This is a genomic window from Algoriphagus aquimarinus (genome assembly GCF_900112005.1).
Taxonomy (GTDB): domain Bacteria; phylum Bacteroidota; class Bacteroidia; order Cytophagales; family Cyclobacteriaceae; genus Algoriphagus; species Algoriphagus aquimarinus.
Genome location: NZ_FOKK01000028.1, coordinates 13249 through 40123, shown reverse-complemented (window position 1 = coordinate 40123; position 26875 = coordinate 13249). Strand labels below are relative to the sequence as shown.

Annotated in this window: 28 protein-coding genes; all 28 read left to right on the top strand. The window is 37.7% G+C overall.

The features are described from left to right. The first annotated feature begins 485 nt into the window (after positions 1-485). The 28 genes from cysC (BM291_RS21060) (at position 486) to BM291_RS20925 (ending at position 26823) form a co-directional block, all read left to right on the top strand. Positions 486-1007: an adenylyl-sulfate kinase gene (gene cysC, locus BM291_RS21060; RefSeq protein WP_092901717.1), complete on the top strand. Its 522-nt coding sequence runs from the start codon at positions 486-488 to the stop codon at positions 1005-1007. Positions 1008-1279: 272 nt separating this feature from the next. Further along, the gene (locus BM291_RS21055; RefSeq protein WP_092901714.1) at positions 1280-1507 is read left to right on the top strand and encodes a hypothetical protein; all 228 of its coding nucleotides are present in this window, start codon (positions 1280-1282) and stop codon (positions 1505-1507) included. Then, positions 1497-1793 carry a type II toxin-antitoxin system RelE/ParE family toxin gene (locus tag BM291_RS22570; RefSeq protein WP_092901711.1) on the top strand — a complete coding sequence of 99 codons (297 nt, stop codon included), beginning with the start codon at positions 1497-1499 and terminating at the stop codon, positions 1791-1793. The genes BM291_RS21055 and BM291_RS22570 overlap by 11 nt, the downstream gene beginning before the upstream one ends. A gap of 525 nt (positions 1794-2318) precedes the next feature. Next, positions 2319-2840, top strand: coding sequence for an adenylyl-sulfate kinase (cysC, locus tag BM291_RS21045; protein WP_245786937.1), 522 nt, complete (start codon positions 2319-2321; stop codon positions 2838-2840). A gap of 450 nt (positions 2841-3290) precedes the next feature. Continuing rightward, positions 3291-4388 carry a DegT/DnrJ/EryC1/StrS family aminotransferase gene (locus BM291_RS21035; RefSeq protein WP_092901702.1) on the top strand — a complete coding sequence of 366 codons (1098 nt, stop codon included), beginning with the start codon at positions 3291-3293 and terminating at the stop codon, positions 4386-4388. Between the two features lie 246 nt (positions 4389-4634). Beyond that, positions 4635-5450, top strand: coding sequence for an FkbM family methyltransferase (locus BM291_RS21030; protein ID WP_092901699.1), 816 nt, complete (start codon positions 4635-4637; stop codon positions 5448-5450). Positions 5451-5470: 20 nt separating this feature from the next. Beyond that, positions 5471-6364 (top strand): glycosyltransferase family 2 protein, encoded by an 894-nt coding sequence (locus BM291_RS21025; protein WP_175499764.1) that lies wholly within the window; start codon positions 5471-5473, stop codon positions 6362-6364. A gap of 43 nt (positions 6365-6407) precedes the next feature. After that, the gene (locus BM291_RS22565; protein ID WP_394333461.1) at positions 6408-6758 is read left to right on the top strand and encodes a GtrA family protein; all 351 of its coding nucleotides are present in this window, start codon (positions 6408-6410) and stop codon (positions 6756-6758) included. 1 nt (position 6759) lies between these two features. Then, on the top strand, positions 6760-7554 hold the full coding sequence (locus BM291_RS21015) for a class I SAM-dependent methyltransferase (protein WP_092901690.1): 795 nt from the start codon (positions 6760-6762) through the stop codon (positions 7552-7554). Continuing rightward, entirely contained in the window at positions 7547-9001 is a 1455-nt protein-coding gene (locus BM291_RS21010; protein ID WP_092901687.1) for a glycosyltransferase family 39 protein, read from the top strand. The genes BM291_RS21015 and BM291_RS21010 overlap by 8 nt, the downstream gene beginning before the upstream one ends. Then, complete coding sequence (locus BM291_RS22360; RefSeq protein WP_139229164.1) at positions 9002-10249, top strand: ABC transporter ATP-binding protein; 1248 nt, start codon at positions 9002-9004, stop codon at positions 10247-10249. A gap of 12 nt (positions 10250-10261) precedes the next feature. Beyond that, on the top strand, positions 10262-10972 hold the full coding sequence (locus BM291_RS21000; protein ID WP_092901684.1) for a methyltransferase domain-containing protein: 711 nt from the start codon (positions 10262-10264) through the stop codon (positions 10970-10972). Continuing rightward, complete coding sequence (locus tag BM291_RS20995; RefSeq protein ID WP_092901681.1) at positions 10969-11799, top strand: alpha-1,2-fucosyltransferase; 831 nt, start codon at positions 10969-10971, stop codon at positions 11797-11799. Before BM291_RS21000 ends, BM291_RS20995 begins: the two co-directional genes overlap by 4 nt. Next, positions 11787-12518: a class I SAM-dependent methyltransferase gene (locus tag BM291_RS20990; protein ID WP_092901678.1), complete on the top strand. Its 732-nt coding sequence runs from the start codon at positions 11787-11789 to the stop codon at positions 12516-12518. Before BM291_RS20995 ends, BM291_RS20990 begins: the two co-directional genes overlap by 13 nt. Next, positions 12515-13468 (top strand): glycosyltransferase family 2 protein, encoded by a 954-nt coding sequence (locus BM291_RS20985; protein ID WP_092901675.1) that lies wholly within the window; start codon positions 12515-12517, stop codon positions 13466-13468. The genes BM291_RS20990 and BM291_RS20985 overlap by 4 nt, the downstream gene beginning before the upstream one ends. 3 nt (positions 13469-13471) lie before the next feature. After that, on the top strand, positions 13472-14275 hold the full coding sequence (locus BM291_RS20980; RefSeq protein WP_092901672.1) for a glycosyltransferase family 2 protein: 804 nt from the start codon (positions 13472-13474) through the stop codon (positions 14273-14275). A gap of 1 nt (position 14276) precedes the next feature. Next, positions 14277-15344, top strand: a complete 1068-nt coding sequence (locus BM291_RS20975; RefSeq protein ID WP_092901669.1) for a glycosyltransferase WbsX family protein — start codon at positions 14277-14279, stop codon at positions 15342-15344. 38 nt (positions 15345-15382) lie between these two features. Beyond that, complete coding sequence (locus tag BM291_RS20970; protein ID WP_092901666.1) at positions 15383-16228, top strand: glycosyltransferase family 2 protein; 846 nt, start codon at positions 15383-15385, stop codon at positions 16226-16228. Next, positions 16225-17106: a glycosyltransferase gene (locus BM291_RS20965; RefSeq protein WP_092901663.1), complete on the top strand. Its 882-nt coding sequence runs from the start codon at positions 16225-16227 to the stop codon at positions 17104-17106. Before BM291_RS20970 ends, BM291_RS20965 begins: the two co-directional genes overlap by 4 nt. A gap of 3 nt (positions 17107-17109) precedes the next feature. Continuing rightward, the gene (locus tag BM291_RS20960) at positions 17110-17979 is read left to right on the top strand and encodes a hypothetical protein (protein WP_092901660.1); all 870 of its coding nucleotides are present in this window, start codon (positions 17110-17112) and stop codon (positions 17977-17979) included. 3 nt (positions 17980-17982) lie between these two features. Then, positions 17983-19233, top strand: a complete 1251-nt coding sequence (locus BM291_RS20955) for a glycosyltransferase family 4 protein (protein WP_092901657.1) — start codon at positions 17983-17985, stop codon at positions 19231-19233. After that, on the top strand, positions 19226-20896 hold the full coding sequence (locus BM291_RS20950) for a glucosamine inositolphosphorylceramide transferase family protein (RefSeq protein WP_092901654.1): 1671 nt from the start codon (positions 19226-19228) through the stop codon (positions 20894-20896). Before BM291_RS20955 ends, BM291_RS20950 begins: the two co-directional genes overlap by 8 nt. A gap of 9 nt (positions 20897-20905) precedes the next feature. After that, positions 20906-21991, top strand: a complete 1086-nt coding sequence (locus BM291_RS20945; RefSeq protein WP_092901651.1) for a glycosyltransferase — start codon at positions 20906-20908, stop codon at positions 21989-21991. A 625-nt stretch (positions 21992-22616) separates the two neighbouring features. Further along, on the top strand, positions 22617-23915 hold the full coding sequence (locus BM291_RS20940) for a glycosyltransferase (protein WP_245786935.1): 1299 nt from the start codon (positions 22617-22619) through the stop codon (positions 23913-23915). A 136-nt stretch (positions 23916-24051) separates the two neighbouring features. Beyond that, positions 24052-24135, top strand: coding sequence for a GIY-YIG nuclease family protein (locus tag BM291_RS22560; protein WP_394333460.1), 84 nt, complete (start codon positions 24052-24054; stop codon positions 24133-24135). Between the two features lie 6 nt (positions 24136-24141). Beyond that, positions 24142-24351 (top strand): GIY-YIG nuclease family protein, encoded by a 210-nt coding sequence (locus BM291_RS20935; protein ID WP_317045682.1) that lies wholly within the window; start codon positions 24142-24144, stop codon positions 24349-24351. 87 nt (positions 24352-24438) lie between these two features. Beyond that, positions 24439-25680, top strand: a complete 1242-nt coding sequence (locus BM291_RS20930; RefSeq protein ID WP_175499763.1) for a hypothetical protein — start codon at positions 24439-24441, stop codon at positions 25678-25680. 159 nt (positions 25681-25839) lie between these two features. Further along, positions 25840-26823, top strand: a complete 984-nt coding sequence (locus BM291_RS20925; RefSeq protein ID WP_092901648.1) for a polysaccharide deacetylase family protein — start codon at positions 25840-25842, stop codon at positions 26821-26823. Positions 26824-26875: the final 52 nt, after the last annotated feature.

Below are 26875 nucleotides of genomic sequence, written 5' to 3'. Positions count from 1 at the left end.
TCGGTCATCGGTCTTCCGACCAGATAAGCAAAGAATCTAAGGCAACTGGCATCATTGCGGATAATCACATAAAATTAGTACCCACTACGCACTCCATTTTAAATTTTAAATTCTTTTCATTTTAAATTCTCAATTCCTTTTCCTCCTTTGCTTTCTCAAATCTACTGAGTAAATTTATTACTCAGTCAGCAGGAGGTCTCAAATGGGGCTGAAAGGGCGAAGCTATACCTATTCCCCCCTTTAGGGGGCAGTGAAAGGGCGAAGCTGTGTCTATCAACAAATAGATAAGCTATCATTGAGTACTTCCCCTTGATCATTGAGTATTGAACCTTGATCATTGAGTATTCCCCCTTGATCATTGACCCTTGATCATTGAGTATTGAGCATTGAGTATTGAGCATTGAGTATTGAGCATTGATAATTGAATTTGCCTCTTGATAATTGAAAATTTACCCAAGCTCTCCAAAGAGCAAAGGTCCCAACTAATGGGTCAAAAACCCTATCTAGTTTGGTTTACGGGACTTTCTGGCTCGGGCAAGTCCACCCTGGCAAATCACCTGGAAGTAGCATTGCACCAGCAAGGTTTTAAAACCTACCTACTAGATGGAGATATTTTAAGAACAGGGCTAAACCAGGATTTAGGTTTCTCTCCTCAGGATAGAGTGGAGAATATCAGAAGAGTGGGGGAAGTCGCCCGCCTGATGATGGAGGCCGGGTTGATAGTGATAGCAGCTTTTATTTCCCCCATGGAAAAAGAAAGAGAAATGCTACGGAAGTACATAGGATCAGATGCTTTTTTCGAAATCCATGTCAACTGTCCACTTGAAAAATGTCAAGCCAGAGACCCAAAGGGACTTTATAAAAAAGTAAGAGCCGGACTGATCAAGAATTTCACAGGAATAGACGCTCCCTACGAAATCCCAGCTCATCCAGCGCTTACCGTCAACACAGAACAAGAAACCATTGCCACTAGCCTAGAAAAGGTCCTAATCAGCCTAAAACTTTGAGGAATTAACAAATATCAATGATCAATTATCAATTTTAAATTCTCAATTCTTCACCGCAAAGGCACAAAGCCCGCAAAGAAGAATCGCAAAAGTCAGTTAGAAGTAACCAACAACCAATAACCAACAACCAACAACCAACAACCAACAGCCAACAGCCAACAACCAATAACTAACAACCAATAACCAACAACCCCTGTCCGCCAAGGCGTAGCGGAACTACCAACTTGTCTTTTTCCTTTTCGTATCATACCTTCAATTGAAACTTATATCCTATGCATACTATAACCCTAAAAGTCTCAGAATCTGCGTACGATCAATTAATGGGACTGCTAAAAAAAATAAGTCCAAAAGAGCTGGAGATACTTGATGAAAGCTTCATAGCTCTTCAGGAAGAAGTAATCGCCGATTATCAGCATGCGAAAAAAAACGCATCTACATCAGTATCAATAGAAGAACTCGAAAAGGAATTAAGTGTGATGCTTGAGAAATATGATTCTTAGGATTGCACATGTCTTTAAGATCAAACTTCAAACGCAGTTGCTTTTTATAGCCTCAGATAAGCCATCAGCTGCAAAAAAGTTTCAGAAAGACCTGTTAAAAGAGATTAGTAGGATTCCTAAATTTCCACTGAAATGTAGGCAATCTATATTTTTTGAATCGGAGAATTTTAGAGATTTAATATTTAGAGGGTATATCATTGTTTATGAAATCATTCCGGGAGCAAATGAAATGCCCATGATAAATGCTTCTCACACAGGTGATGATTATTTTGGGCATTCCGTATGACCTTTGAAGAACAAAAAATAAACATACGAAATCCTGGTTTTTGGTTTAGTCAATTATGAAAGAGGTCTTACAGCTTAGACCAATGGGCTTTATTTTAAATATTACATTTTCAATTTAAAATTCTTCACCGCAAAGGCACAAAGCCCGCAAAGAAGAATCGCAAAAGTCAGTTAGAACCAACCAACAACCAATAACGAACAACGAACAACGAACAACCAACACCGGGCATCGGACATCGGGCATCGGACAACAACCAACAATCAACAACCAACAACGAACAACCAACACCGAACAACGAACAACGAACAACGAACAACCAACACCGGGCATCGGGCATCGGACATCGGTCATCGGGCAACAACCAATAACCGCAAAGGCGCAAAGCCCGCAAAGAAGAATCGCAAAAGTCTATAGTGACTCAATTTTAAATTTTAAATTCCCATCATTTTAAATTAACTCTTGTCCCCAAAAAATCACATCTACCCCAGCGCTCCCAAGATCACCCAGGAGGAAAGAGTGCAACTTATGGGACAGAAACCTTTTTTAGTATGGTTTACAGGCCTATCTGGCGCTGGGAAATCTACCTTGGCAAACCACTTGGAAGTAGCATTGCATCAAAAAGGACTAAAGACATATCTTTTGGATGGGGATAATTTACGAACTGGTTTAAATCAGGACTTGGGCTTTTCCCAAAAAGACAGAGAAGAAAATATTAGAAGGGTAGGAGAAGTAGCAAAATTGATGATGGATGCAGGCTTGATCATAATAGCCGCCTTTATCTCCCCCTTGCAAAAGGAAAGGGAAATACTTAAAAACAGGATTGGAAAGGAAAACTTCTTTGAGATCCATGTGGATTGTCCCTTAGAAGTTTGTGAAAAAAGAGACCCAAAAGGAATTTATAAAAAAGTAAGAGCAGGACTTATTCAAAATTTCACAGGAATAGATTCTCCTTATGAAGTACCAGTTAATCCTGAGCTAACTGTAAATACGGAAAAAGAATCCATTGCCACTAGCCTAAAAAAGGTCCTGACCAGCCTAAAACTTTGAGGAATTATCAATTATCAATGATCAATTATCAATTCTCAATTCTCAATTCTCAATTACCTCCTATTAACTTCTAGGACGAGACACATGTCAGCCGAGCCTGTGCGCCAAGGCGTAGCGGAAACAACTAACAACTAACAACTAACACCGGGCATCGGGCACCGGGCATCGGGCATCGGACAACAACCGCAAAGACGCAAAGTTCACAAAGTAGAATCGCAAAAGTCAGTTAGAAGTAACCAATAACCAATAACCAATAACCAACAACGAACAACCAACATCGGACATCGGACAACAACCAACAACCAACAACGAACAACCAATAACCAATAACCACCAACCACCAACCACCAACCACGCACCAACCAACAACCAACAACCAACCACCAACCACCAACCAACAACTAACAACAAACCACCAACCACCAACCAACAACTAACAACAAACCACCCTTGATCCCAGTAACCAAACCCTTCCTTCCCCCTAAAGCAGAATACGATAAATACCTAGATGGTATCTGGGAGCGCAACTGGCTTACCAATAACGGGCCTCTGGTCAATGAACTGGAACTAAAACTCAAGGAATACCTGGATATAAATCACATGCTATTTGTCAGCAATGGTACCATTGCCTTACAGATCGCTATCAAAGCCCTAGAACTGCAGGGAGAAATAATTACAACCCCATTTTCCTATGTGGCTACCACGAGCAGCATAGTATGGGAAGGATGCACACCGGTGTATGTGGATATACTGCCTGAGCTACTGACCATAGATCCAGCAAAGATCGAAGCCGCCATTACTCCCAACACCTCAGCGATTCTAGCTACCCACATCTACGGTATTCCCTGCGATGTGGAGGCCATAGCCGAGATTGCAAAGAAGCACAAGCTCAAAGTAATCTATGATGGAGCACATGCCTTCGGAGTAAAAGTAAAGGGCAAATCAATTTTCGACTACGGAGATATCAGCACCTGTAGCTTTCATGCTACCAAGGTTTTTCATACCGTAGAAGGGGGTGGGGTGTTTACCAAAGACCCAGAACTCCTCAAGAAGATGGCTTACCTGAGAAACTTCGGCCATGATGGATTTGAGAACTTCAACGGAGTAGGTATCAATGCCAAAAACTCTGAGTTCCATGCAGCCATGGGATTGGTGAATATCCCGCACCTGCCACAGATTCTGGCTAAGAGAGAAGCACAATGTCAGCTGTACAAGGAGCTGCTCAGCGACCTGAATGTAAGCTTTCCTGATACCAGAAATATAGAAGCATACAACCATTGCTATTTCCCTGTCTTATTTGAGGATGAAGCTGCATTGCTCAGAAGTATGAAGCTACTTGCTGATATAGGCATAGGAGCCCGCAGGTATTTCTATCCAGGACTAAATACCCTCGATTACACAGTAGGATGTACACCAGTTTCTGATCAGATTGCAGCTAGAGTGCTATGTCTCCCGCTGTACCATACCCTCTCTTCCGAGGAACAAGGAATGATCTCCAGATTACTCCTCAGAGTGCAAAACAATCCACCTGCGAGAGTAAAAGGTTAAACTGGACAAAGTATTAAGAGAATAGAGATTAGATATAAGAGGCAACCAACAACTAACATCCAACAACCAACACCCAACACCCAACAACCAACAACTAACAACCAACACCCAACACCCAACCTTTGCTTTTCAACTCCTTCACCTTCCTTCTTTTCCTACCAATAGTATTTCTACTATACTGGTTTGTATTTCAGAAGAGCTTGAAGTTTCAAAATGCCTTTCTTTTAAAGCTTAAAATATTTTTTTATGATTAAAGAATTTAAAAAATGGCTTTTTTGGCTAATAGCTCTACAGCGGAGGAATATACTTGGAAAGTGTTTAGTTAATATTTCAACAAGTATTTTGAGTGCTCTTGATAATAAAATTAATGATGCCAATTTTAGTGGCGAGTATAGGTTTCTAGAAAGCTTAGATAATTCTAAAATAAATATTGTTTTCGATGTTGGTGCCAATGTTGGGATTTGGTCAACTAAAATTAAAAGTCTGAAATCTAATATTGAGATTCATGCATTTGAGCCTGTTCCTCAGACATTTAAGTTGTTGGAACATCAACTTTCAAGTTTTCAATCTGTTAAGACTAATCGAATTGCGCTATCTGATAAAAAGGGTTTGATTAGCTTTAATTATTACCCTATGAGTTCTTATTTATCTTCTCACTTCGAGAATACTTTGGGAGTTAATTCTTTGAAGATAGAAGTTGAAACTATAACTGGAGACGAATATTGTAGAGACAATTCAATTCATGAAATTGACTTTCTGAAAATTGATACCGAAGGATTTGAATCAAATGTATTGAAAGGTTTTAATCAAATGCTTAAGGAGAATAAGATCAGAATTATTCAATTTGAATATGGCCAGATGGCGATTGATTCAAATTTTTTGTTGAAAGATTTTTTCAAATTCTTTGAAGATCGTGGTTACAAAGTAGGAAAGATCTTTCCTAAATGGATTGATTTTTCACCATATACAAAAGAAAAAGAGAATTTTGTCCTTTCAAACTATGTAGCAATACTGGTAAGTGATCAGGGTATATTTAATCTTCAAAAAAAAAATAGACTCTAAAAACTAAATCTACTAGACTGGTGATCATAGCGAAAAAAGTTAATAAAATCTCAATTGTGATTCCATGTTACAATGAGTCTCTCGAAATACTAAATGACACCATTTCAGTAATTCATAAATCATTAGAAGTAAAGGGGGTTGAATTTGAGATTATTGTGGTGAATGATGGATCTTTGGAAGTTATTCAGGAATCTGATTTGAAAACACCCGCTAATCTAGTAACACACCAAAAAAACAAGGGATATGGTGCCTCATTGAAAACTGGGATAAAGAATGCCAAATATGATTGGATTGGCATAACCGATGCGGATGGAACCTATCCCAATAACCTATTTGGCGAGTTGATTGATAGGTCAGAGGGAATGGATATGGTTATAGGTGCGAGAAAGTGGGCTGACATTTCGTGGACGCGAAAAATCCCCAAAAAGGTTCTTACTTCATTTGCTTCTTTTCTGACTGGGCAAAATATACCTGATTTGAATTCTGGAATGCGAATCTTTAAAAAGGAATTGGCAGTTCAGTTTTGGAACTTGCTTCCAAAAGGCTTCTCTTTTACCTCTACTATTACAATTGGAGCACTTACCAACGACAATGAAGTTTCATTCTACGAAATCAATTATTACAAACGAATAGGGAAATCCTCCATTAGTCCGTTTCAAGATACTATTGTGTTTTTCACTTTGGTGACACGATTGGCTTTATATTTTAACCCAAAAAAAGTATTTGTACCTGCAAGTATGGTATTTATGCTTTTGGCAATATTGAGAGGAATTCGGGATTATAGATTAGAGGGGAGTCTTGGAGGCCTCACCTTAATCCTATTCTTTTTTTCGTTTCAGTTCTTCTTCTTCGGACTAATCGCAGAGATTATTAATAAAACTAGGAGATTTATTGTGTCCAATAAAAATATTTGACATTAGGTTTATTTTGAAAGAAACAATTGCAGGTTTTTCCAAAATGGCTCTTTGGGGAATTCCTGGGTATATTTTGGCTTTTATTCTGAATTATACATTCAATGATTTTTTCAATTGGAATGTATACATATCTTATTTTATAGTTAGTATAGTGATTACCTCATTGAATTTTTTCATTGTCGATCAAATTGTTTTTAAAGGAGATAAGCAAAAGAGCTTGAAAAAAAGAATGATTGGATACTTATCAATTGTGTCTTCTTCAAAAATAGGAGAATGGATTTCCTATTCATTTCTTATCTGGATAACTACTCTTCATTATTTGGTAGTACAATTCATTATAAGCTTTGTTTTCATTTTTGTTAAATATTTCTTTTTGAAAAAAATACATCAATAAAATGGTAGAAGTGAAATTCGATGAAAATTTATCTAAGCATGAACAAAAGGATATGGAGCTGTTTAATTCCATTTCTAGAAAATATTTGAATAAGGATCTTTCTATTCATAGCTCACTAGCTCGAAAAGAAAGATTAATGAGTAGTCTTCAATATGCGAATATTCAGAAAACAGATAGAATTTTAGAGATTGGTTGTGGTGCAGGATTTTCTGTGAAATATCTCGACATACCTTATTCCGAATATGTAGGAGTTGATTATTCTGAGGGATTGATTGATTATGCCATTCGATATAATTCATCAGAAAAAGCCAAATTTATTTGTGCTAATATTCGAGACTTTAAGCCCGAGGAAAAATTTGATTTGGTCTTTATGATAGGAGTTCTTCATCATTTTGATGATTTCGAAGTCATCATGGAGCATATTGTAGATTTATTAAAGCCAGGTGCCGTGCTTATTGCTAATGAACCACAATCAAGCAATAAGATAGTTCAATTATTACGGCAATTTCGAACCAAATTTGATAAGGGTTATTCTGAGGACCAGATTCAATTTTTACCTCATGAGTTGGAAAAGATTTTTCAAAAAAGTGGAATGGAAAAAGTTCAAACATTTAGTCAAGGGTATTTTTCAACTCCATTTGCTGAAGTAATATTAAAGCCCACCTGGCTATTTTACCCAATTACTAAAGTTTCTATTTTCTTCGATCAATTGATCCAGAAGAATTCAAAGAATATAATGGGATGGAATGTTGTTGGCCTTGGTGTAAAGTCAATAAAAGACAAGACTAATGATTAGTAAGAAGTCACTGTTTTCTCTTTTTTTAAACTGCGTTATTCTTTTCGGCTTACTTTTCTTGGCTGATAAGAACTTGAGAATCAACTCAAAAGAATTGACAAAGGATTCTTTGGAGAGCATTTATTTGGCGTATTTTTTAGCTACGGAAGGCTTTCACTCTATGGATGGAGAATCTCCATCGTATTTTCGCGAACCTGTAATAAGTGCGCTTAATGCTGTTAATATTCTAAGACTTCAGCCGGAGGTGAATAATATAAAGCCATCGGACTTAGGCCAAGAACCTGCTTTGATTTTAGAAATGACCAAGATTAACCTTTTGTATTTGTCAGTAATCTATGTGCTGATTTTTGCTTTAACTCGAAAGCTTGGCGTTTCTAGATTTCTGGCAACTTGTGCTAGTTTAATTCCTATTACTTTTTTTGCCATTTTCACGAGTTATATTACCAGTGTCAATAGTGAACTTCCTTCTGCGATTCTTTTATTAATTCTGACGCTTTTTCTCTTGTTGTATCTCGAGACCAAACAAAAAAGGTATTTGATTTATTCAGGGCTGACTTTGGGTTTGTTGGCCTTAACCAAGGCTGTATTTCTTTATGTATTTATAGTTTTTATACCTACCCTGATTTTGTATGATTACTTTATTTCAAGGAGTAGAAACTTTGTGAAATATTGGCCAATTGCATTATTAGTATTGGCTTTCACTTTACCAGTGGCTTCTTGGATGACTAGAAATTACCTGCAAGCAGGAAAATTTAGTATTACTGAAAGGGGGGGGGAGGTACTGCTTATCAGAGCTGTAAAAAATCAGATGAACTCTGATGAGTTTTGGGGTGGATTTTATGCATATGCTCCAGAAGCTCTCCAAAGAAGTTTTTTTGAGAAGTTTTTTGGGTATAGTGAAAAAGACCTTTCTTATGGTGGAAGTCTACAGAGTTTGAACAGAGGACATCGTGAGGATAGTTTAGCAATAGCACAAGGCAGAGGTGAAGATATTGTTAGTTATTTGAGAATTGCTCAATATAAATTTAGGAACGATTCTCAAATAGTCGTAGCCGGCGAAGCTAGTCAGGATAGAGATCAAAGCTCAAAAGGTGTTGCTCTTCAAATGATCGTAAATCATCCCTTAGATCATCTCAAAACAAGTGTATTGTATGGTTGGCGCGGACTTTGGTTTTATGGGGGAAAAAATGCTTTACCTGTGCTACTTACCTTTAGCTTATATGCATCCCTAGCGATTCTTTTTGGGCTGAGTATTATAAAGAAAAACGATAAGCTTTTCTTTCTCACAATAATCCCAGTGTTATATTTTCTTTTTCATGCTTTCCTCACTCATTTTATACCTAGATATTCTGGAGTTCTTGTTCCGATATTGTCTGTCTATCTATTTTTGATCATTTATTCGTTATTCAATCATTTGAAGAGGCGTTTTCTTGTAAACCATAAGTAATTGTCAAGACCTGTTATTAAAGTAGAACACCTCTCTAAGCGCTATCGACTCGGCTTAAAAGAAACCCAAGCTGAAACATTAGCAGGTCAGATTGTAAGCCTAATCAAGTCTCCTTGGCAGAATTTGAAACGGCTTCGGGAGATGAGTCGTTTTGGAGTTGAAGATGCATCTGTATTTTGGGCATTAAAGGATATCAATTTTGAAGTTAATGAAGGAGAAGTGCTAGGAATCATAGGAAAGAATGGTGCAGGTAAATCGACTTTACTTAAGATTCTTTCACAGATTACAGAACCTACCTCGGGAAAAATTGAAATTCGAGGTAGAGTAGCTTCTCTGTTAGAAGTTGGGACTGGCTTTCACCCAGAGCTTTCTGGTAGAGAGAATATCTATATGAACGGTACCATTCTAGGAATGACTCGCAGAGAAATCGATTCCAAACTGGATGAGATCATTGAGTTCTCAGGTGTAGAGAAATTTATTGATACCGCAGTCAAATTCTATTCTTCTGGTATGAAAGTTAGACTTGGTTTTTCTGTTGCTGCGCATTTAGAGCCTGAAATTTTGATTATTGATGAAGTACTAGCTGTAGGTGATTTTGAGTTCCAGAAAAAATGCCTAGGTAAAATGGAGGATGTGGCTGGTCAAGGGAGGACAGTAATTTTTGTAAGTCATGATTTAAATGCAATAAGGAGTCTTTGTAGTAGGACACTGATTGTAAATAATGGAGTTATTTCGTTTATCGGAAAAACAGAAAATTCAATAGATTTCTATCTTAATAGTAATTCACAATGTGTATTTACACCAGAATTTAACCAGCAAGCTTGGGTTAAGGAGGTGAGAATTTATAACTCTTCGGATGAGCTAACTAGTGAAATTAAATGTAATTCGACATGGAAGGTCGAATTAATTATTTCTATAGAAAGTGAAATTGATAACTTTGTTTCTGCTATTGGCATTATAGGTCCAAATAACGAATCTGTTATTACAAATTGGCAAGATAGTTTAAATGTTAGTAAAGGTGAATATCTTGCTAGCTTCGAAAATAATGATTTGGTTTTTAGTGAAGGTGAATTTAAACTATCAATTGGTCTTAGTTCAAATCAAAGTGTGATTCAATATTTAGATAAAGTTATTTCAATAAACTTTTACCAATCCGATGGAGATGGGTTTTCTCCATTTAAGAAGATTAAGTTTGGGTTATTGTCTAATGAGTTTGTGAAACAAACAAGAAAAATAGATTTAAAATAATATTGGATAAAGATGTTTTTTAAAAATAAAATAAAAAGTATAAATAGTAATGATTTAGTTTTAGAGATTGGCCCTGGGGCAACGCCACATCCTAGATCTAATGTTTTCTTAGAAAAAAAGTATGATACTGAGGAAGAGTTAATCGCACAGTCCGGTCATGTAGGATTATTACAAACTGAAAAAAAAGTAGTTTACTATGATGGTAATATTTTCCCATTTGAAGATAAGGAATTTGATTATGTGATCTGTTCACATGTTTTAGAACATGTGATAAATCCAGAGATTTTTATTATGGAGATTGTACGAGTTGGAAAAAAGGGATATATAGAGTTTCCTACAATATATTATGAATATCTATATAACTTTCCTGAGCATCTTAATTACTTACTATATAAAGATAAAACCGTAAAATGGTTGTCTAAAGAGGGGTCTTCGTTAAGCGATTTTGATGGAATTCAAACCTTTAATCGTGAAACTCTGAAACGAGGATATAATACTTTAATTAAAGAAAATGCTTCTATTTTTGTTCAGGGATTTGAGTGGTTTGATACAATTGGGTTTTCTAAAGCTTCAAAAATAGAAGACCTTTTTTTTTCCGACGAAATTAATAGAGTATTAAAAGATCCTATGGAATTGGATTACTCTTCATTATCTACAATTAAGTTTTTTTCAGCGAAATTCGTGATGCTATTAAATCGATTTAAGCGTAAATTTGGAATATGATTTTTTTCGATCTACAAGGCAGATTAGGTAATCAAATCTTCCAAATTGTATTTCTGTCTCTTATGAAAAAGGAATTTGGAGAGACCTCGTTTTTGATAGAAAGAAATTCAGATGATTATAATCTTGATTTATTTGAGGTGGATTTTAGAAGAGAATTAAATCCAGTGAACACTATTTCTACTTTTCTAATAAAAATGAGAAATATGATGGTTCCATATAAGAAATTAAATATGGAAAGCTGCCTCGATGAATATATGCCCTCCAAAGAATATATTAACTCTAACCTTTCAGGGTACTTTCAAACTGGAAATTATTATTTGAAACAGAAAGTTTGGGTTTCTTTACTTTTAAAAATTAATCAAAAATATAAAGCTGAATTTGATTCCAAGTATGGTCAAGTTTTTCGAGATAATCAAATTCTAACTATACATGTACGCCGAGGAGATTATGCTACAACTATATTTTCTGAAATAAATTCTAGTGGTTTATTACCTTTTTCTTGGTTTGAAAGCGTCTTTAGATCTATTCCTACAATCAAATATGATAAGATTTTTATTGTCTCAGATTGTGTTGATGAGTTATTGATCGATTCTTTTTTTTTAAATATCGGCGCTTCGTTTGAAGTTAATTCCGTGGAGGTTGATTTCCAGCTTATTATGAATTCAGATATTGCAATAATTTCAAATAGTTCATTTGCTTGGTGGGCTTCTTTTTTAAATCCAAAAGTGGATAAAAAGATTTATGCTCCTTATAATTGGGTAGGGTACAATGCAGGGATTGAATATCCGAAAGGAATAATGATAGAAGATTTTGTATGGGTAAAATAGAAAAATTATATCATCATGAAGAAACTGTTCACAACTATAAGGCTGCAAGGGTTATTTTACCTATAATTAAGCATTTGATTTCTCCAAATTCTGTCTTAGATGTCGGCTGTGGAATTGGGACTTGGCTTAAGGTTGTCCAAGAATTAGGTTTAATTGATTTCTTCGGAGTTGATGGTGAATATGTAGATCGAAAACTACTGCGGAAATTTGTTGATGAAATCAATTTTAAGTCTGTTGATTTAAGGCTTCCTTTAGATTTGGATAGAAATTTTGATTTAGCTATTTGTCTTGAAGTTGCAGAACATCTTCCCATCGATTCGGCTGATATCTTAATTGATTCTCTCTGTAAGCATTCCAAAACCATTCTTTTTTCTGCGGCAATTCCTTTTCAAGGAGGTCAAAATCATCTCAATGAACAATCTCCAAATTATTGGATAGAGAAATTTGAGCAAAGAGGTTATCAGGTATATGATCCGATTAGACCTGTTGTTTGGGAGCGTAAAGATGTGGATGTCTGGTATAAGCAAAACATACTTTTATTTTCTGCAAAAGAATTGAAACTACCTAGACCAACCTTCACACATATTGTTCATCCAGAATTATTTGAAGCGCACTTGATAAAAAAAATCCAGTATATGAAGGAGCTGGAAAAAATTAAAAATGGTGAAGTCAGTCCTTCATTTTATTTGAAAAACCTCATTAAAAGTATTTTCCGATAGAATCTCCTCTAGTATCCGTAATTGTCCCAGTTTATAATGCTTCTTCTTTTCTAAAGGAATCAATTGACAGTATTTTAAATCAGACATATTCCAAATTTGAATTAATTCTAATTGATGATGGCTCTACGGATGATTCTGTAAAGCTCATTAACCAATATTGTGATTGTCGTATTATACTTCATCAGTTACCAAGGAATTCAGGAGTAGCTAATGCATTGAATATCGGTATAAACCTTTCAAAAGGCACTTATATAGTTCGAATGGATGCAGATGATTTTTCCTTTCCCAGCAGGTTAGAATCCCAAGTGGCCTATATGGAACAAAACCCAGAAATTGGTGTATCTGGAGCACTCGCAGAATATTTTGATGGAAAAAATTTTAATGAAAAGGTTCCTAAAAATGCTCTTATTTCGTCACTTATAAATCATTGTTGTTTTGTCCATCCTAGTGTAATATTGAGAAAAAGTGTAATTGATAGACATAATTTGGAGTATCAAGGGCTTCTTGAAGATTATTATATGTGGACTGAAATGTCTTTTTTGACAGATTTTGGGATGTTAAATGAAGTGTTGATCAAGTATAGGATTAGCGACACACAAGTTTCCAAAAGTGTAAAATGTGAAAGGGAGTCTGAGATGTATAAGCTTCAAATTCATTTTGCGGAGAAATGGATAAATCGACCCTTATCAGATTCTGAAAAGTCATTTTTCAGCTCCCATACTAAGAAACTATCTTATAGGTTATTTGCTGATTTAATTGCGTTATGTAAAGAACTTTCCTTTAAAGAACCATGGAGCCAAAAGGATGGGGTAAGGGTGAATGTTGGCAAGTTTTTCATAAGAACATTTTATAAGTTTGAAAAATTATTTTTTAATTCATTTTTGCTGTTTTCCTTTGATTTACTTTCGATTAGAGAACGTATAAGTCTAATTAGAAAATCTTTCTTTTAGTATATGGGGCACTTAGTATCTATTGTTATTCCTTGTTATAATTCACAGGAGTTTATTGCTGCAACCTTAGACTCTGTTTTACATCAGACCTATTTAAATTGGGAATGCATATTAGTTGATGATGGATCATCAGATAGCACAATAGATACTATTTTAGCCTATTGTAGTAGAGACCCTCGGTTTCAATTAATCAAAAGTCTTCATAGAGGTGTTAGTTTTGCTAGAAATTTGGCACTCACCTCTTGTAAAGGCGAGTTTGTTCAATTGTTAGATTCGGATGATTTACTAGGAAAGAATAAAATAGAAACCCAGGTTGCTCTATTTGAATTAAACAAGGACGTCGATATTATATATTCTGGAGCCAGATATTTTGTAAGCAACTTAAAAAATATAACTTTTGTAGGCCGTAATAACCTTTTTCCAACTATTGAAATCACAAAATTTGATTCTAATGTTCTTGATGTTGTAAAACTGCGAAACCCTTTTGTCACGCCTTCGCCACTTTACAGAAAATCAGTTTTTGAATCTGTAGGGCTTTACGATACCAATTTACATTATTTAGAGGACTGGGATTTTCAAATTAGATGTGCTTTGCAGAATCTTAAATTCCAATATTTCACATTTGAACCAGAAATTGGGCCCTTTATTAGATTAAGAAATGGCAGTTTGATGGATGACAGAAAACAGGTTCTTAGGTCTAAAATTGTTTTGTACAATAAATATCCTGACTTATTTAAGGATCAAATTTTAGATTCTCGTAAGAGATCGATTTATCAAAAACTTTTGTACAAACTAGGATTAAAATAGTATGATCAAGCCGATTGCATTCTATCTCCCGCAGTTTCATGCTATTCCGCAAAACGATGAATGGTGGGGAACAGGTTTTACTGAATGGACAAACGTAAAGAAAGCGAAACCTTTATTTGATGGTCATTACCAACCTCATATTCCTGGGGAGTTGGGCTATTATGACTTGAGAGAAGAAAGTGTGAGAGTAAAGCAGGCTGAGTTGGCAAGGGAATATGGAATCTATGGGTTTTGTTACTGGCATTATTGGTTTGGCGAAGGGAAGAGATTGCTAGATGGACCGGCAAAGGATTTTCTAGAATCAGGCAAACCCGATTTTCCAATATGCTTTGCATGGGCTAATCAGACTTGGTCTGGCATATGGCATGGGGCACCTAACCGAATTCTAATAGAACAGAAATATTTGGGTCAAGCGGATGACGAAGCTCATTTTTATGAATTGCTCCCTTATTTTAACGACTCTCGGTATATCAGGATCGATAATAAGCCGCTCTTTCTTTTTTACAGAACATTCGATCATCCTTATTTGGATGAGTTTATTAAGCACTGGAATAACTTGGCTCAAAAAGAAGGGTTAGATGGTATCTACTTTCTGGGGATTTCCTATCAAAAAGAAAACCCATTCGATAAACTAGATGGTTTTGCATTTCATGATAAATTTCTCTCAAAGGGGAAATTTAGCTTCTTTGAAAAGCTTGTCAAAAAAACTACTAAGTCTTATCCAGATGAGATAATCAGTAGATTAACCAAGGGGTGTGTAGTTAAGTCTTATCAAGAAATGGTAAAGCGCACCTATAATGAGCGAATGCCAGTGTCTAGTTTCCCTACTTTATTCACAGGTTGGGATAATACACCAAGGTCCGGAAATAGGGGCATAGTTCAATCTGATTTTAATATGGAGCAATTTGAAAAACATCTTCACAAATTACTTAATTCTATGAATGATGAAGATGAACCTATCTTTTTTATCAAAAGCTGGAATGAATGGGCTGAAGGGAATTATTTGGAACCGGATGAGAGATTCTTGTTAAGAAAATTGGAAATTCTTAAAAAGCTAATAAGTCAGTAGAAGTATCAAATATATAGTGAAAATCAAATAACTCTAACTTGAATATTTCTATAATAATACCTTCACTAAATCGTCCGATTGAGCTTTTAGATTTAATTGGCAGATTAAATCAAGTTGTGAAAAACGAGGAAGTAATCATAGTTGATGATTCTGCTGAGATACAAGAAGAGGATTTATACAAAGCAGCAAAATTTTCTTTAGTTTATTTAAATCGAGGTAAGCCTTTAGGCGTAAGTTCAGCACGTAATTATGGTGCTAGAAAAGCGAAAGGGAATTATCTGCTATTTTTTGATGACGATGATGATTTCACCGTAGATTGGTTATCAGACTTTGAAAAAGGCATAGCAAATCAAAATGACTTCATTCAGTGTGAAATGAAGTTTGTTTACCCTAACAAAAAGGAGGAAGTAATTCGATTAAATGATAAGGAGTGGAAATTGGTGATTCCGGGAGCTTGGATGATTAAAAAAGAGTTGTTTGATAGATTGGGAGGATTTGATGAAAGATTAAAATTCGCAGAGAACACTGAGCTGTTTTTGAGAATTAACGCTGTAAATCCTACTAAGTCATTAATCCCAAAAGCCAATTTTATTTACAATCAATCAATTGATGGAGGATCAAAAAATCTTCAAAATATGATCGATTCTAATTTGTTAATATTAGAAAAGCATAATTATACTCTTACTAATCATACCAAGCATTTGTATCATCAGGTGGTTGGAGTAAATCAATTACGTTTTCGGAGATATTCCGAAGCTCGAAAGCATCTATGGAAAGCCTTTATTTTAAAACCTTTTAAAGTTGCAACATTAGCTAGGTTCCTCATTTCACTTTCCCCTTTATTAGTTAAAAAACTTTACTCCAAAGAAGTTAATATACTATGAGGTTTGGCGGATTCATTATAACCTATAATAGGCCGGAAACTCTGGTTCAAACAATACAGGAAATTTTCAATCAAACTTATCAACCCGAATTACTTTGGATTATTGATAATTCAGAAAATTTGGAAACAGACCATGTGATAGCTTCGCTTTTGGATGATAGATTAAAATACTATCGAATGGGATATAACTCAGGTCCTGCAGGAGGAGCAGCAAAAGGTTTGGAACTTTGTGGAGAAGAAGGTCTTGACTGGATTTACTGGGGAGATGATAATGACCCCCCTTTTCGACTAGATTGTTTTGAGCGACTATTGGCTATTCGAGATGAAAACCCCTTTGCAGGAGTGCTGGGTACCGTAGGGCAGTTTTTTGATCGAAAAAAGGGAGTAATTAAGCGTGTCCAAACACAATTACTAGAAAAAAAAGAATGGATTGAAGTGGACTACGTAGCAGGAGGGATGAGTATGCTAGTTAGCGGGAAGGTGGCCAAGGAAGGAATAGCGCCAAATATAGATTTGTTTTTTGGATTTGAGGAGTTGGACTTTTGTCTCAAAGTAAGCCAAAAAGGTTATGCTATACTAGTTGATTGCTCACTCTTTCTTGAGGCTCGAAAGCTTCACAATAGAATTGACTTTGAAAGGCCTACCTATCATAGAAAGCAAAATTTGAATAGAGAGTATTATAGTCTCAGAAATCTTTTAATGATATCAGACACCATGACATTTCGCAGTATGAAAAAAAGACTTCAAGTGAAATGGCTTATGAAATCTTTATATGGCTTCCGACATGGAATAGTCTATGGCGGGAAAAACTTTCGGATGATCTGGCTGGCGTTTTATCACTTTTGGATTGGGGTTAAAGGGAAAACTATTCAAATTTAAAATATGGGTTTTAACATAAAGACAACTGAGCTATTAATTCGAAGCCAAAAGTTAAAAATTGATTTTACATCAATTGCTACTTTAGGAAGGCAGACTTTAAACGGTTCCTTCGTAGAATTTCAGCGGCTTTTTAAGAGATTAGATTTTGATCAAAAACACATCAGTGAAATTATTTCCAGAGAAAACAGGTATTCAGAGTCATTTCTGAAAGCTTTGGGAGCGAAGGAGATCGTCACATTTGATGCTTCGGACTATGAAGGGGCAAGCCAAGTTTGGGATATGAATCTCCCAATCGCAGATGTTTTTAAAGAGAGGTATTCTCTTATGATAGATTCAGGTTCACTTGAGCATATTTTTAATTTTCCGCAGGCGCTTAAAAATTGTATGGAAATGGTAAAGCTTGATGGGCATATGATTGGCATAACTCCAGCAAATAATTTCTTTGGACATGGGTTTTACCAGTTTAGTCCAGAGCTTTTTTTTAGAGTCTTTACTCAGTCTAATGGTTTTGAATTGGTCAAGATGTGGCTCTTTTTCCCAGAGTCATCTAGCTCTATTTATGAAGTGAAAGATCCTCTGGAAGTTCAAAATCGAGTAAGTTTAATGAATAGTAAGGAAACCTTTCTTTTTTATGTAGCCAAGCGAATAGAAATCAAAGATGTTTTTGCAATAGCTCCGCAGCAATCAGATTATGAACATCAAGTGTGGAAAAGTAAGCCTGGTGATGAAAAAAGTAAAAAGGTGCGAGGTAGGCTGCCCTCATTTCTTGTCCCGTTTATTCTTTCCCTATTGAGGGTTTGGAAGAATTTGAGAAGCGTATCAAATCCTTTAGGTACAGCAAATCAAGATTATTTCAAGAAAGTTAAATTTTAAGAATTGAAACTCCTTTTCACCCAAGATGCTTTAGTTAACGCGGGAGCAGAGCGAAGTCATTTGGAGATTTTGTCCAGGTTTTCAGATCAGGTAGATGTGAGCTTGGTTTATTTCTACCCCAAGCATGACCTGAAAGAGGAATATAAAAAAGCCGGGATCCGGCTTGTTTTTTTAAATATCCCCGAGTCATATCATTTTGGAAAGGCGATTTTCCGCTTGGTAAAATTGATCCGAGCCGAAAAACCTGATCTCCTAGTCTCCAGTCTCTGGCGTGCCGATATCATCACTCGCATAGCCTCAATAATTACCGGCGTGCCATTGATTGGAACCTTAGTCAATGATAGCTATTCCCCAATGGCCTGGAAAGATAAAAAGGGATTGAAATACAAGGTAGTTCACTGGCTGGATAGACTCACCGCGGGAATTCCCAAGCATTGGATCGCAAATGCTCAGGCTCTGGCAGATTCTCATGTGAAGACCTTGTGGTTGGAGCCTAAGAAAATCTCAGTGGTGTATAGGGGGCGTTCTGTTCCTGTCATTGCGCCTGCCCGCCGCGGGGATAGCGAACGAACGAAGCGATCTATCAATAAAGAAAAAGATTGCTTCGTTCCTCGCAATGACGGTTATAGGTTTTTATCCTATGGTAGATTGCTGGAACGCAAGGGGTTTCAGGATGCAATTCAGGCTTTTGAACTAGTGAATAAAAAGTACCCTAATTCCTCCTTCACCATCTACGGAGAAGGGCCTTATCGTTCTAATTTGGAAAGTTTAATTACTAAACTAGGCCTTACAGACTGTGTTAAGCTTCCAGGTAAATTTGAAGGATCTACCACTCCTTTATCTCCGAATCTCTCCTCTCCTAATCTCCTAATCTCTAATCCTCCCAATCTCTCTTCTCTTTATCCTCTTAATCTATTACTCTCTTCAGATTGTTTTCTGTTCCCAAGTTGGTACGAAGGCTTCTCTGGCGCTCTAGTAGAAGCCATGATGGCTGGGGTTCCAATTATCGCTTCCGATATCTCAATGAATTTAGAGGCAATAACAGATCGTCAAAATGCTGTTGTCTTCTCAGTTAAGAATATAGATTCCTTGACGTCTCAGATGCAGTTTGCTATTGAAAATCCTGAGCTTATGGAAGAGTTTGGGCAGAATGCCAGAATGACTGCCGTCCAGCGCTTTGACATAGAAAAAATAGCAAAGGAATATGAAGGTGTTTTGTTAGAAGTTTTCAAAAGATCTGTTAACCATGCTTAGAATTGGCATTTTGACAGATGGAGAACAGCTTTCAGCTTGGGCCTTTGAGATGCTGAGCAAAATCCAAGAGGAAGGTTATGGTGAGATAGTACTTATTATCGAAAACCAAACACCAAAATCCTCAGGAAAGAAATCTCCTCTTCTATATAGACTCTATAGAGCTATTGATAGAAGGCTTTTTAGAACTAAGCAGGATGCATTCTCCCTGAAAAAGATCTCTGATCTCCCAAATTTCACTGCCCAAAAAATGGAGATTTGGCCAGTTCAGAAAAAATATACGGATGATATATCTTCTACTGATCTGGACTCTCTTCGAACTTGGGATTTGGATATAATAATACGGCTTGGTTTCAGAATCCTCAAAGGTGAAATTCTTCGACTTCCGAAGTATGGAGTCTGGTCCTATCATCATGGTGATAATAGGGTAAATAGAGGTGGGCCTCCCTGTTTCTGGGAAGTGATGAAGGGTGAAGAAACCACTGGTTCAATTCTTCAGATACTCAGTGAAAAATTGGATGATGGTCAGGTGATTTACAGGTCCTGGTCTCACACAGATCCACTCTCAGTTCAGAGAAATGCCAATAGAGTATTTTGGAAGTCATGCTATTTTGCTCCTAGAATGATAAAAAAGCTTTCATTTCTAGGTGAGCAAAGGTGGAAGGAAGAAATCCAAAGATTGCAAGACTCTCCGGGTGACTATACTGCAAACATGTATCGCCCTCCCAATGGAGGTGTCATGTTCGCATTATGGGTTAAACTTTGGGTGAACAACGGATTAAGAATAGTCAAGGAATACGCGAAAAAGCCTCATTGGGAAATATTTATCTCTTCTAAGTCGAATAAAGTTGAAGTAAAGCACTCAGACGAGGCATTACATTCTGCATTAAAGCCCATAAAAAATTCAATTCTTGCCTCCAACTTTACCCCCTTAATTTCTACTAATACGAGTAGGTATTATGCAGATCCCTTTGTGGTAGAGCGTGATGCTAAGACCTACCTGTTTTTTGAAGATTATGACAAAAAAAGTCAAAAGGCCAGAATATCATTTGCAGAATGGAAGGGCAGTCAACTAGACCAAGTTTGCCCAATCATAGAGGAATCTTGGCATTTGTCATATCCCTTCATTTGGGAATATGAGGGTGATTTTTATTTGATTCCTGAGTCTGCAGAAGCAGGGCATTTGTACCTGTACAAAGCTGAAAGTTTTCCCAATAAATGGGTGAACGTAGGTGTTTGGTTCGAGGGAGAAGCTTATGATCCCACCGTTCATTATCAGGATGATAAGTATTGGCTATTTGTTAATCAAAAATCACATCAGGCTTGCTCCTCCTTCGATGAATTGTATCTCTATTATTCAGATACTTTTCTCAATCCAACTTGGGTGTGTCATCCCATGAACCCTATCGTATCAGACGTACGTAACGCTAGACCTGCCGGTAAAATTTTTGCAAATGGTAAGTTGTTGATTCGACCTGCTCAGGATTCAGGTAAGTTCTATGGTCACAGAATAAAGTTACAGTCCATTACAGCCTTGTCAAAAGACGAATATCAGGAGGAAACAGTAGATATGCTGGAATCTGATTTTTCTCCCACCATCATAGGCACACATACAATAAATAGTTCTGAAAACTACTTAGTATTGGATGGGTATTCTAGACTATAATATTCTGTCATGAAGATATTTCAAGTTATTCAAAAGCCACAGGCTAGAGGAGCAGAATTGTTTGCCTGCCTACTTGCTCAGAAATTACTTGAAATGAATCATGAGGTAATACTCATTTCAGTTTTTGAAGGTGATTACGAGTTGCCTTTTACGGGAAGGCAAATTCATTTACAGAGACCTATCAAAGATAGGTTATGGGATATGAGAGCTTGGAAAAGTTTTGCTAGCTTAATTAAGACAGAGCAACCAGACCTGATTCAAGCTAATGCAGCTGATACGCTGAAATTTGCTGTTTTCTCAAAACTTATTAATGGTTGGAAGGTGCCTATTATTTTTAGAAATGCTTCTTTGGTAAGTAGGTATATCACTAGCTTTTGGGTGAATAAATTTAATGGTTTCCTTTACTCTCAGATAGATGCTATTGCCTCAGTGAGTGCAGTATCAGCAAAAGATTTTAAATCTACTTTCACAGCTTATCAAAAGCTCCATCAAATTATCCCTATTGGAATTGATGTTCCATTACTACCTGACAAAAAAGAGGAAATAGCTGACCCCGTTCTGGTTCATATTGGCGGATTTACATTTGAGAAGAATCATCAAGCACTCATTCTGATTTTCAAGGAGATATCCATAAGGTTTCCCAAAGCTACTTTATGGCTTTTTGGTGAAGGTCCCTTGAAGACGAATGTGATGCAGCAGGTGACAGATTTAGGCTTGAATGAGCAAGTGCTTTTCAAAGGAAATCTTGCAAATTCTTTTCAATTTGTTCCTGACAATTCAATCTTTGTTTTGCCAAGTGTCATAGAAGGATTACCTGCTGTGATATTAGAAGCATTTGCCTACAATGTACCTGTGATAGCCTATAATGTTGGAGGAATTGGCGAAGTAGTAAAAAATAAAGAAACCGGTTGGCTAGTAGAAGCCGGAGCTTCCCAAGCTTTTAAAGACAGCATCCTTGAAGTGATAAGTTCTCCTGCATCCGAACTGGAAAAAATTACGGCTGCAGCCCAATCCCTTGTTTTAAAAAACTATCAGATTGATCAGGTTGCTAAAGCCTTTGAATCATTTTATCGAAGCGTCATTGCGAGGGTTTAATCGTCATTGCGAAGATTTAAAAGATGACTTAATTGGTAAATTGGCCATTCAAATCTGAAGCAATCTGTTCGATGGTAGTAGAAAGCAAACAGATTGCTTCAGTCGGCTTGATTCCTCGATAAATCATAATCCTCTAACCTCCTTCGCAATGACGGTCTATCCGAAGCGTCATTGCGAAGATTTAAAAGATGACTTAATTGGTAAATTGGCCATTCAAATCTGAAGCAATCTGTTCGATGGTAGTAGAAAGCAAACAGATTGCTTCAGTCGGCTTGATTCCTCGATAAATCATAATCCTCTAACCTCCTTCGCAATGACGGTCTATCCGAAAAGTCATTGCGCCTGCCCGCTGTGGCGGGAGGCTTTAACACTTATTATCTTTTTCTTATAGAATTCAAAGTCGAAGCAATCGTATCGTCATTGCGAAGATTTAAACGCAACTTTGATGGGTACTTGTATGAATTCCAATCTGAAGCAATCTTTCTGAATGGAGTAGTACGCCGGCAGATTGCTTCGGAAATGAAAATCACTCTATAAAACAATAATTAGCTTATTTCCTCGCAATGGCGGACAGATTGCTTCGTTCCTTCGTCGCTCGCAATGACTTAGAAAATCTAACCTAGAATTGAAAAATAAAATAAAAATCCTTCACCTAATCAAATCCCTCGGCCGTGGAGGAGCAGAAAAGCTGATTCCCGAAACGGCCTTGGTACATGATCAGTCTCGCTTTGAGTTTCATTGCCTGTATTTTTATCATCAGCAAAATAATATTGTGGATGAGCTGGAAGCTGCAGGAATCAAAGTGCATCTAATTCCCTCAGGTAATTTGGGACTGTTTTTTCAGGTGAATAAGGTTCGATCCTTTGCCAAGCAACTGGGTATAGATATCATTCATGCCCACCTACCCTGGGCGGGAATTATGGCTAGATCCGTCGGCAATAAATTAAAAATACCCATAGTATATACAGAGCATAATACCTGGGATAGGTACAACAAGGTGTCCTACTGGGGCAATAGAATGAGCTTCAAAAATCAGGACATAGCCATCGCCGTGTCCAACGAAGTAGCCCTCTCCATGCAGCTCAACTCCATGATCGACCCCTACCAGCGTGGCGGTAGAATGAAGATTAAGGTGATACAGAATGGGGTGAATACGGAGGTGTTTAGAAGGATGTCGGATGTCGGATGTCGGATGTCGGATGTAGATTCGTCTCCCGATGGCTCCCGAGAATCGGAAGAAGCAGTCTCATCGTTGGACTCGTCATTGCGAGGCGGAGGTACGACAACGAAGCAATCTTATAGTGATGATACAGAACCAACTCCCCCTTTAGAAAGGGGGGAAGGGGGGATTTCTCTCAATTTGAAAGTCAAACTCCAAATCCCACCAAATGCTAAAGTAATCGGCATCGTCGCCGTATTCCGAGACCAAAAACGCTTATGGATTTGGATAGACTTAGCCCTAAAAATCCTCCAGAAATGTCCCGAAACTCACTTTATACTGGTAGGAGATGGGGAATGGAGAACCCGTCTGGAAAAACAGATAGAAGAATCAGGAAAGTCAGCGCACTTTCACCTGGTAGGCGTACAAAAGCAGGTAATTCCTTACCTATCCATAATGGATATTTACCTAAGCAGCTCTGAGTTTGAGGGCTTACCCATCGCCATGCTGGAAGCCATGTCCTGTGAAGTACCGGTAGTAGCCACCAGAGCAGGAGGAATAGGAGAGGTAATTCAGCATGGAGTACAGGGCTTCTTATCAGAGATTGATGAATACCAGGAATTGGTAGAATTCTGCGTCCAACTTATCAATGATCAAGACCTGCACCAATCCATGTCCCTCGCTGCCCGTGACCGTGTAGTGGCTCACTTTAGTATGAATAGAATGGTAGCGGAGTTGGAAGCAGTTTATGATTCCGTGATTTAGCACGTCATTGCGAGGAAAAATACTCGACGTTAGGAGAGTGTTTTGACGAAGCAATCTGTTCGATGGTAGTAGAAAGCAAACAGATTGCTTCGTTCCCGATGGATCGGGACAGGCAGTTCCTCCTTCGCAATGACGTATGAAAAAAGGTGGCTCAGTGTACATCTTGACAAATAAAAATAACTCCGTATTATACATAGGAGTTACCAATGACTTAATCTGACGAATTTTGGAACATAAGGAAAAATTAAATCCAAGCTCGTTTTCAGCAAAGTATAACATAGACAAATTGGTTTACTTTGAAAACTTCCATAACATTGATGAGGCAATTTCCAGAGAAAAACAATTGAAAGCGGGTAGCCGAATCAAAAAGGAAAAATTGATTAATGAGATGAATCCGGAATGGCTTGATTTATATGGAAGATTATTAAATGATTGATTTGGTTTTAAATCAGATAGACTGCTTCAGTCGGGGGATTCAATTAATCAAATTTGAAATCACCTTCCTCCTTCGCAGTGACGTAGCATGTTAGGCGCCGTAATCCTCATTCTCATCCTCTTTGGCATCAGCCAACCCATCCTTGGCAACTTACAGCGTCAGCATAAGTGGGTAAAGGCTGGTTTGTTGAACCAGATGTTCTGGTATCATATGTTGTTTGGACTAGTTTACTGGACCTATGCCCAGTTTAATCGTTCTGACTCGGTTAATTATTTTAATAACACAAAATGGCGTTGGAACAACTGGTTTGATGCTTTTGCAGCAGGAACTGATTTTATAGAATGGATGTCCTTTCCATTTGTTCGTTGGTTTGGCTTTAATTACGATATGATGATGTTCCTAACTACCTGGTTGGGTTTCTGGGGCTTTGTTTACTTTTATTTATTCTTTAAAGAGAACCTACGCTTCAATCCCAAGTTCGAGGGTTGGGATGCGATCACGATTTTTATGTTCCTCCCCAATATGCACTTCTGGACTGCATCTCTGGGGAAAGGCGCGGTGATTTTCGCAGGAATAGGGTTCCTGATTTATGGTCTTTCCTGGCCCCAAAAGAGAATTCCTCATATAGCCTTTGGTAGCTTTCTCTGTTACATGGTTCGTCCTCATATTCTCTTCGCCATACTTGTAGGGATGGGAGTGGGATTTGTGTTGGGGAAAGAAAAGGTGCCTATTTATCAAAAATACCTGGTTGTTTTTTTCGCTATAGGCATGAGCATATATGTGTATGAGGATTTGATTACTTACTTAGGATACGACCCAAACAACCTAGTTGAGAGTTTTGAAGAAGAATCTGCTTTGAATAGAGATAGATTGCAAACTTCAGGATCTGGAGTAGATATGGGCTCCTACAGCATGCCCATGAAGCTCTTTACCTTTTGGTTTAGACCCTTATTTATTGATTCCCCCAATTTACTTGGGATTGCAATCTCCTTTGAGAATTTGCTTTATATCTACATGTTTAGCAAAGTAGTTCGTAAGGACTTTCTAACCTATATCAAGATCGCTCCAGCCATGGTAAAGATGTCGGCGGTGGTGTTTGTCTCCATTTCCATTTCCATGACCTTTGTGATGTCTAATCTGGGTATTATTATACGCCAAAAATCCCAGATCATGTACTTTATGCTCTTCGTGGTAGTGGCCTTTATGGATTGGCAAAAAACCACCCGCATCAAAAAACGCGGCGAAATCTTTAATAGAATAGTGGAGGAAGAACGAAAGAATCTGGAGCTAGCGGAACCAACAACTCCCGATAGCTATCGGGACAACTAACACCCAACCAACTAACACCCAACCAACTAACAACTAACCAACACCCAACAACCAACAACCAACAACTAACAACCAATAACTAACAACTAACAACCAATAACTAACACCCAACCAACACCCAACAACTCCCGATAGCTATCGGGACAACCAACAACCCCCATGTCCCCCGGCTCCTTCACCATCTCTCTAGACTTCGAACTCCTATGGGGAATCTTCGACAAAATAGGCACAGGCTACAAGCCTTCCTACTTCCTTAATACCCGACAGATAGTTCCTATCATGCTGGAGAAGTTTGCGGCGGCCAATATCCAGGCTACTTGGGCTACTGTGGGAATGCTCTTTGCCGAAAACGAGGAGGAATGGCGAGCATACTCCCCGGAGTTTTTGCCTTCCTATAGGGATAGGAAATACTCCGCCTATGAGTGGGTGAAGAAGAATGGAATCCGACCTGAGGTACACTTTGCCCCAGAACTGATCCAGCAAGTCATAGACACTCCAGGTCAGGAATTAGGCTCTCATACCTATGCGCATTATTATACGCTGATGCGGGGTCAAAGCCCCGAGCAGTTCCGCGAAGATCTCAAGGCCACCCAAAGAATCTCCCAGGATAAGTTCGGGGTAAGTCTGGAGTCCCTGGTATTTCCCCGCAATCACATCAATGAATTATATCTAAGCGTTTGCCTGGAGGAGGGCTATAAATATGTGCGTGGAAATCCCCGGAATTGGTTCTGGCAGGAGACCCAGCACGAGAACCTAAGTAAGAAGATATTTCGCTCTGCCGACTGCTTTTTTCAGGTTGGCGCCAAGACCAGCTATCTCTTAGCAGAAGTTCAGGAGTTTGCCGGTGAACCTCTAATCATCCCTGCTTCCAGAATCCTCCGCCCTCAGCAGCAGCACAATATGCTGATGAATAAAAGTAGAATGGCAAGAATAAAAGGCGAGATGGAATACGCCGCCAAGCATGGCGAAGTTTATCATCTCTGGTGGCACCCACATAATTTCGGTGCCTCTCCCGAAAGCTCCCTGGCTGAACTGGATGAGCTGATTACCCATTTCACAAGGCTGCATGACGAATATGGTATGGTATCCATGAACATGCGCAGCCTAGGCGAGCAAGTACGTAAGAATCCCATGCCGGTGTAGATTTTAATTTTGTGTGCACATCCATGTAGGGGCGAATCATCATTCGCCCGAG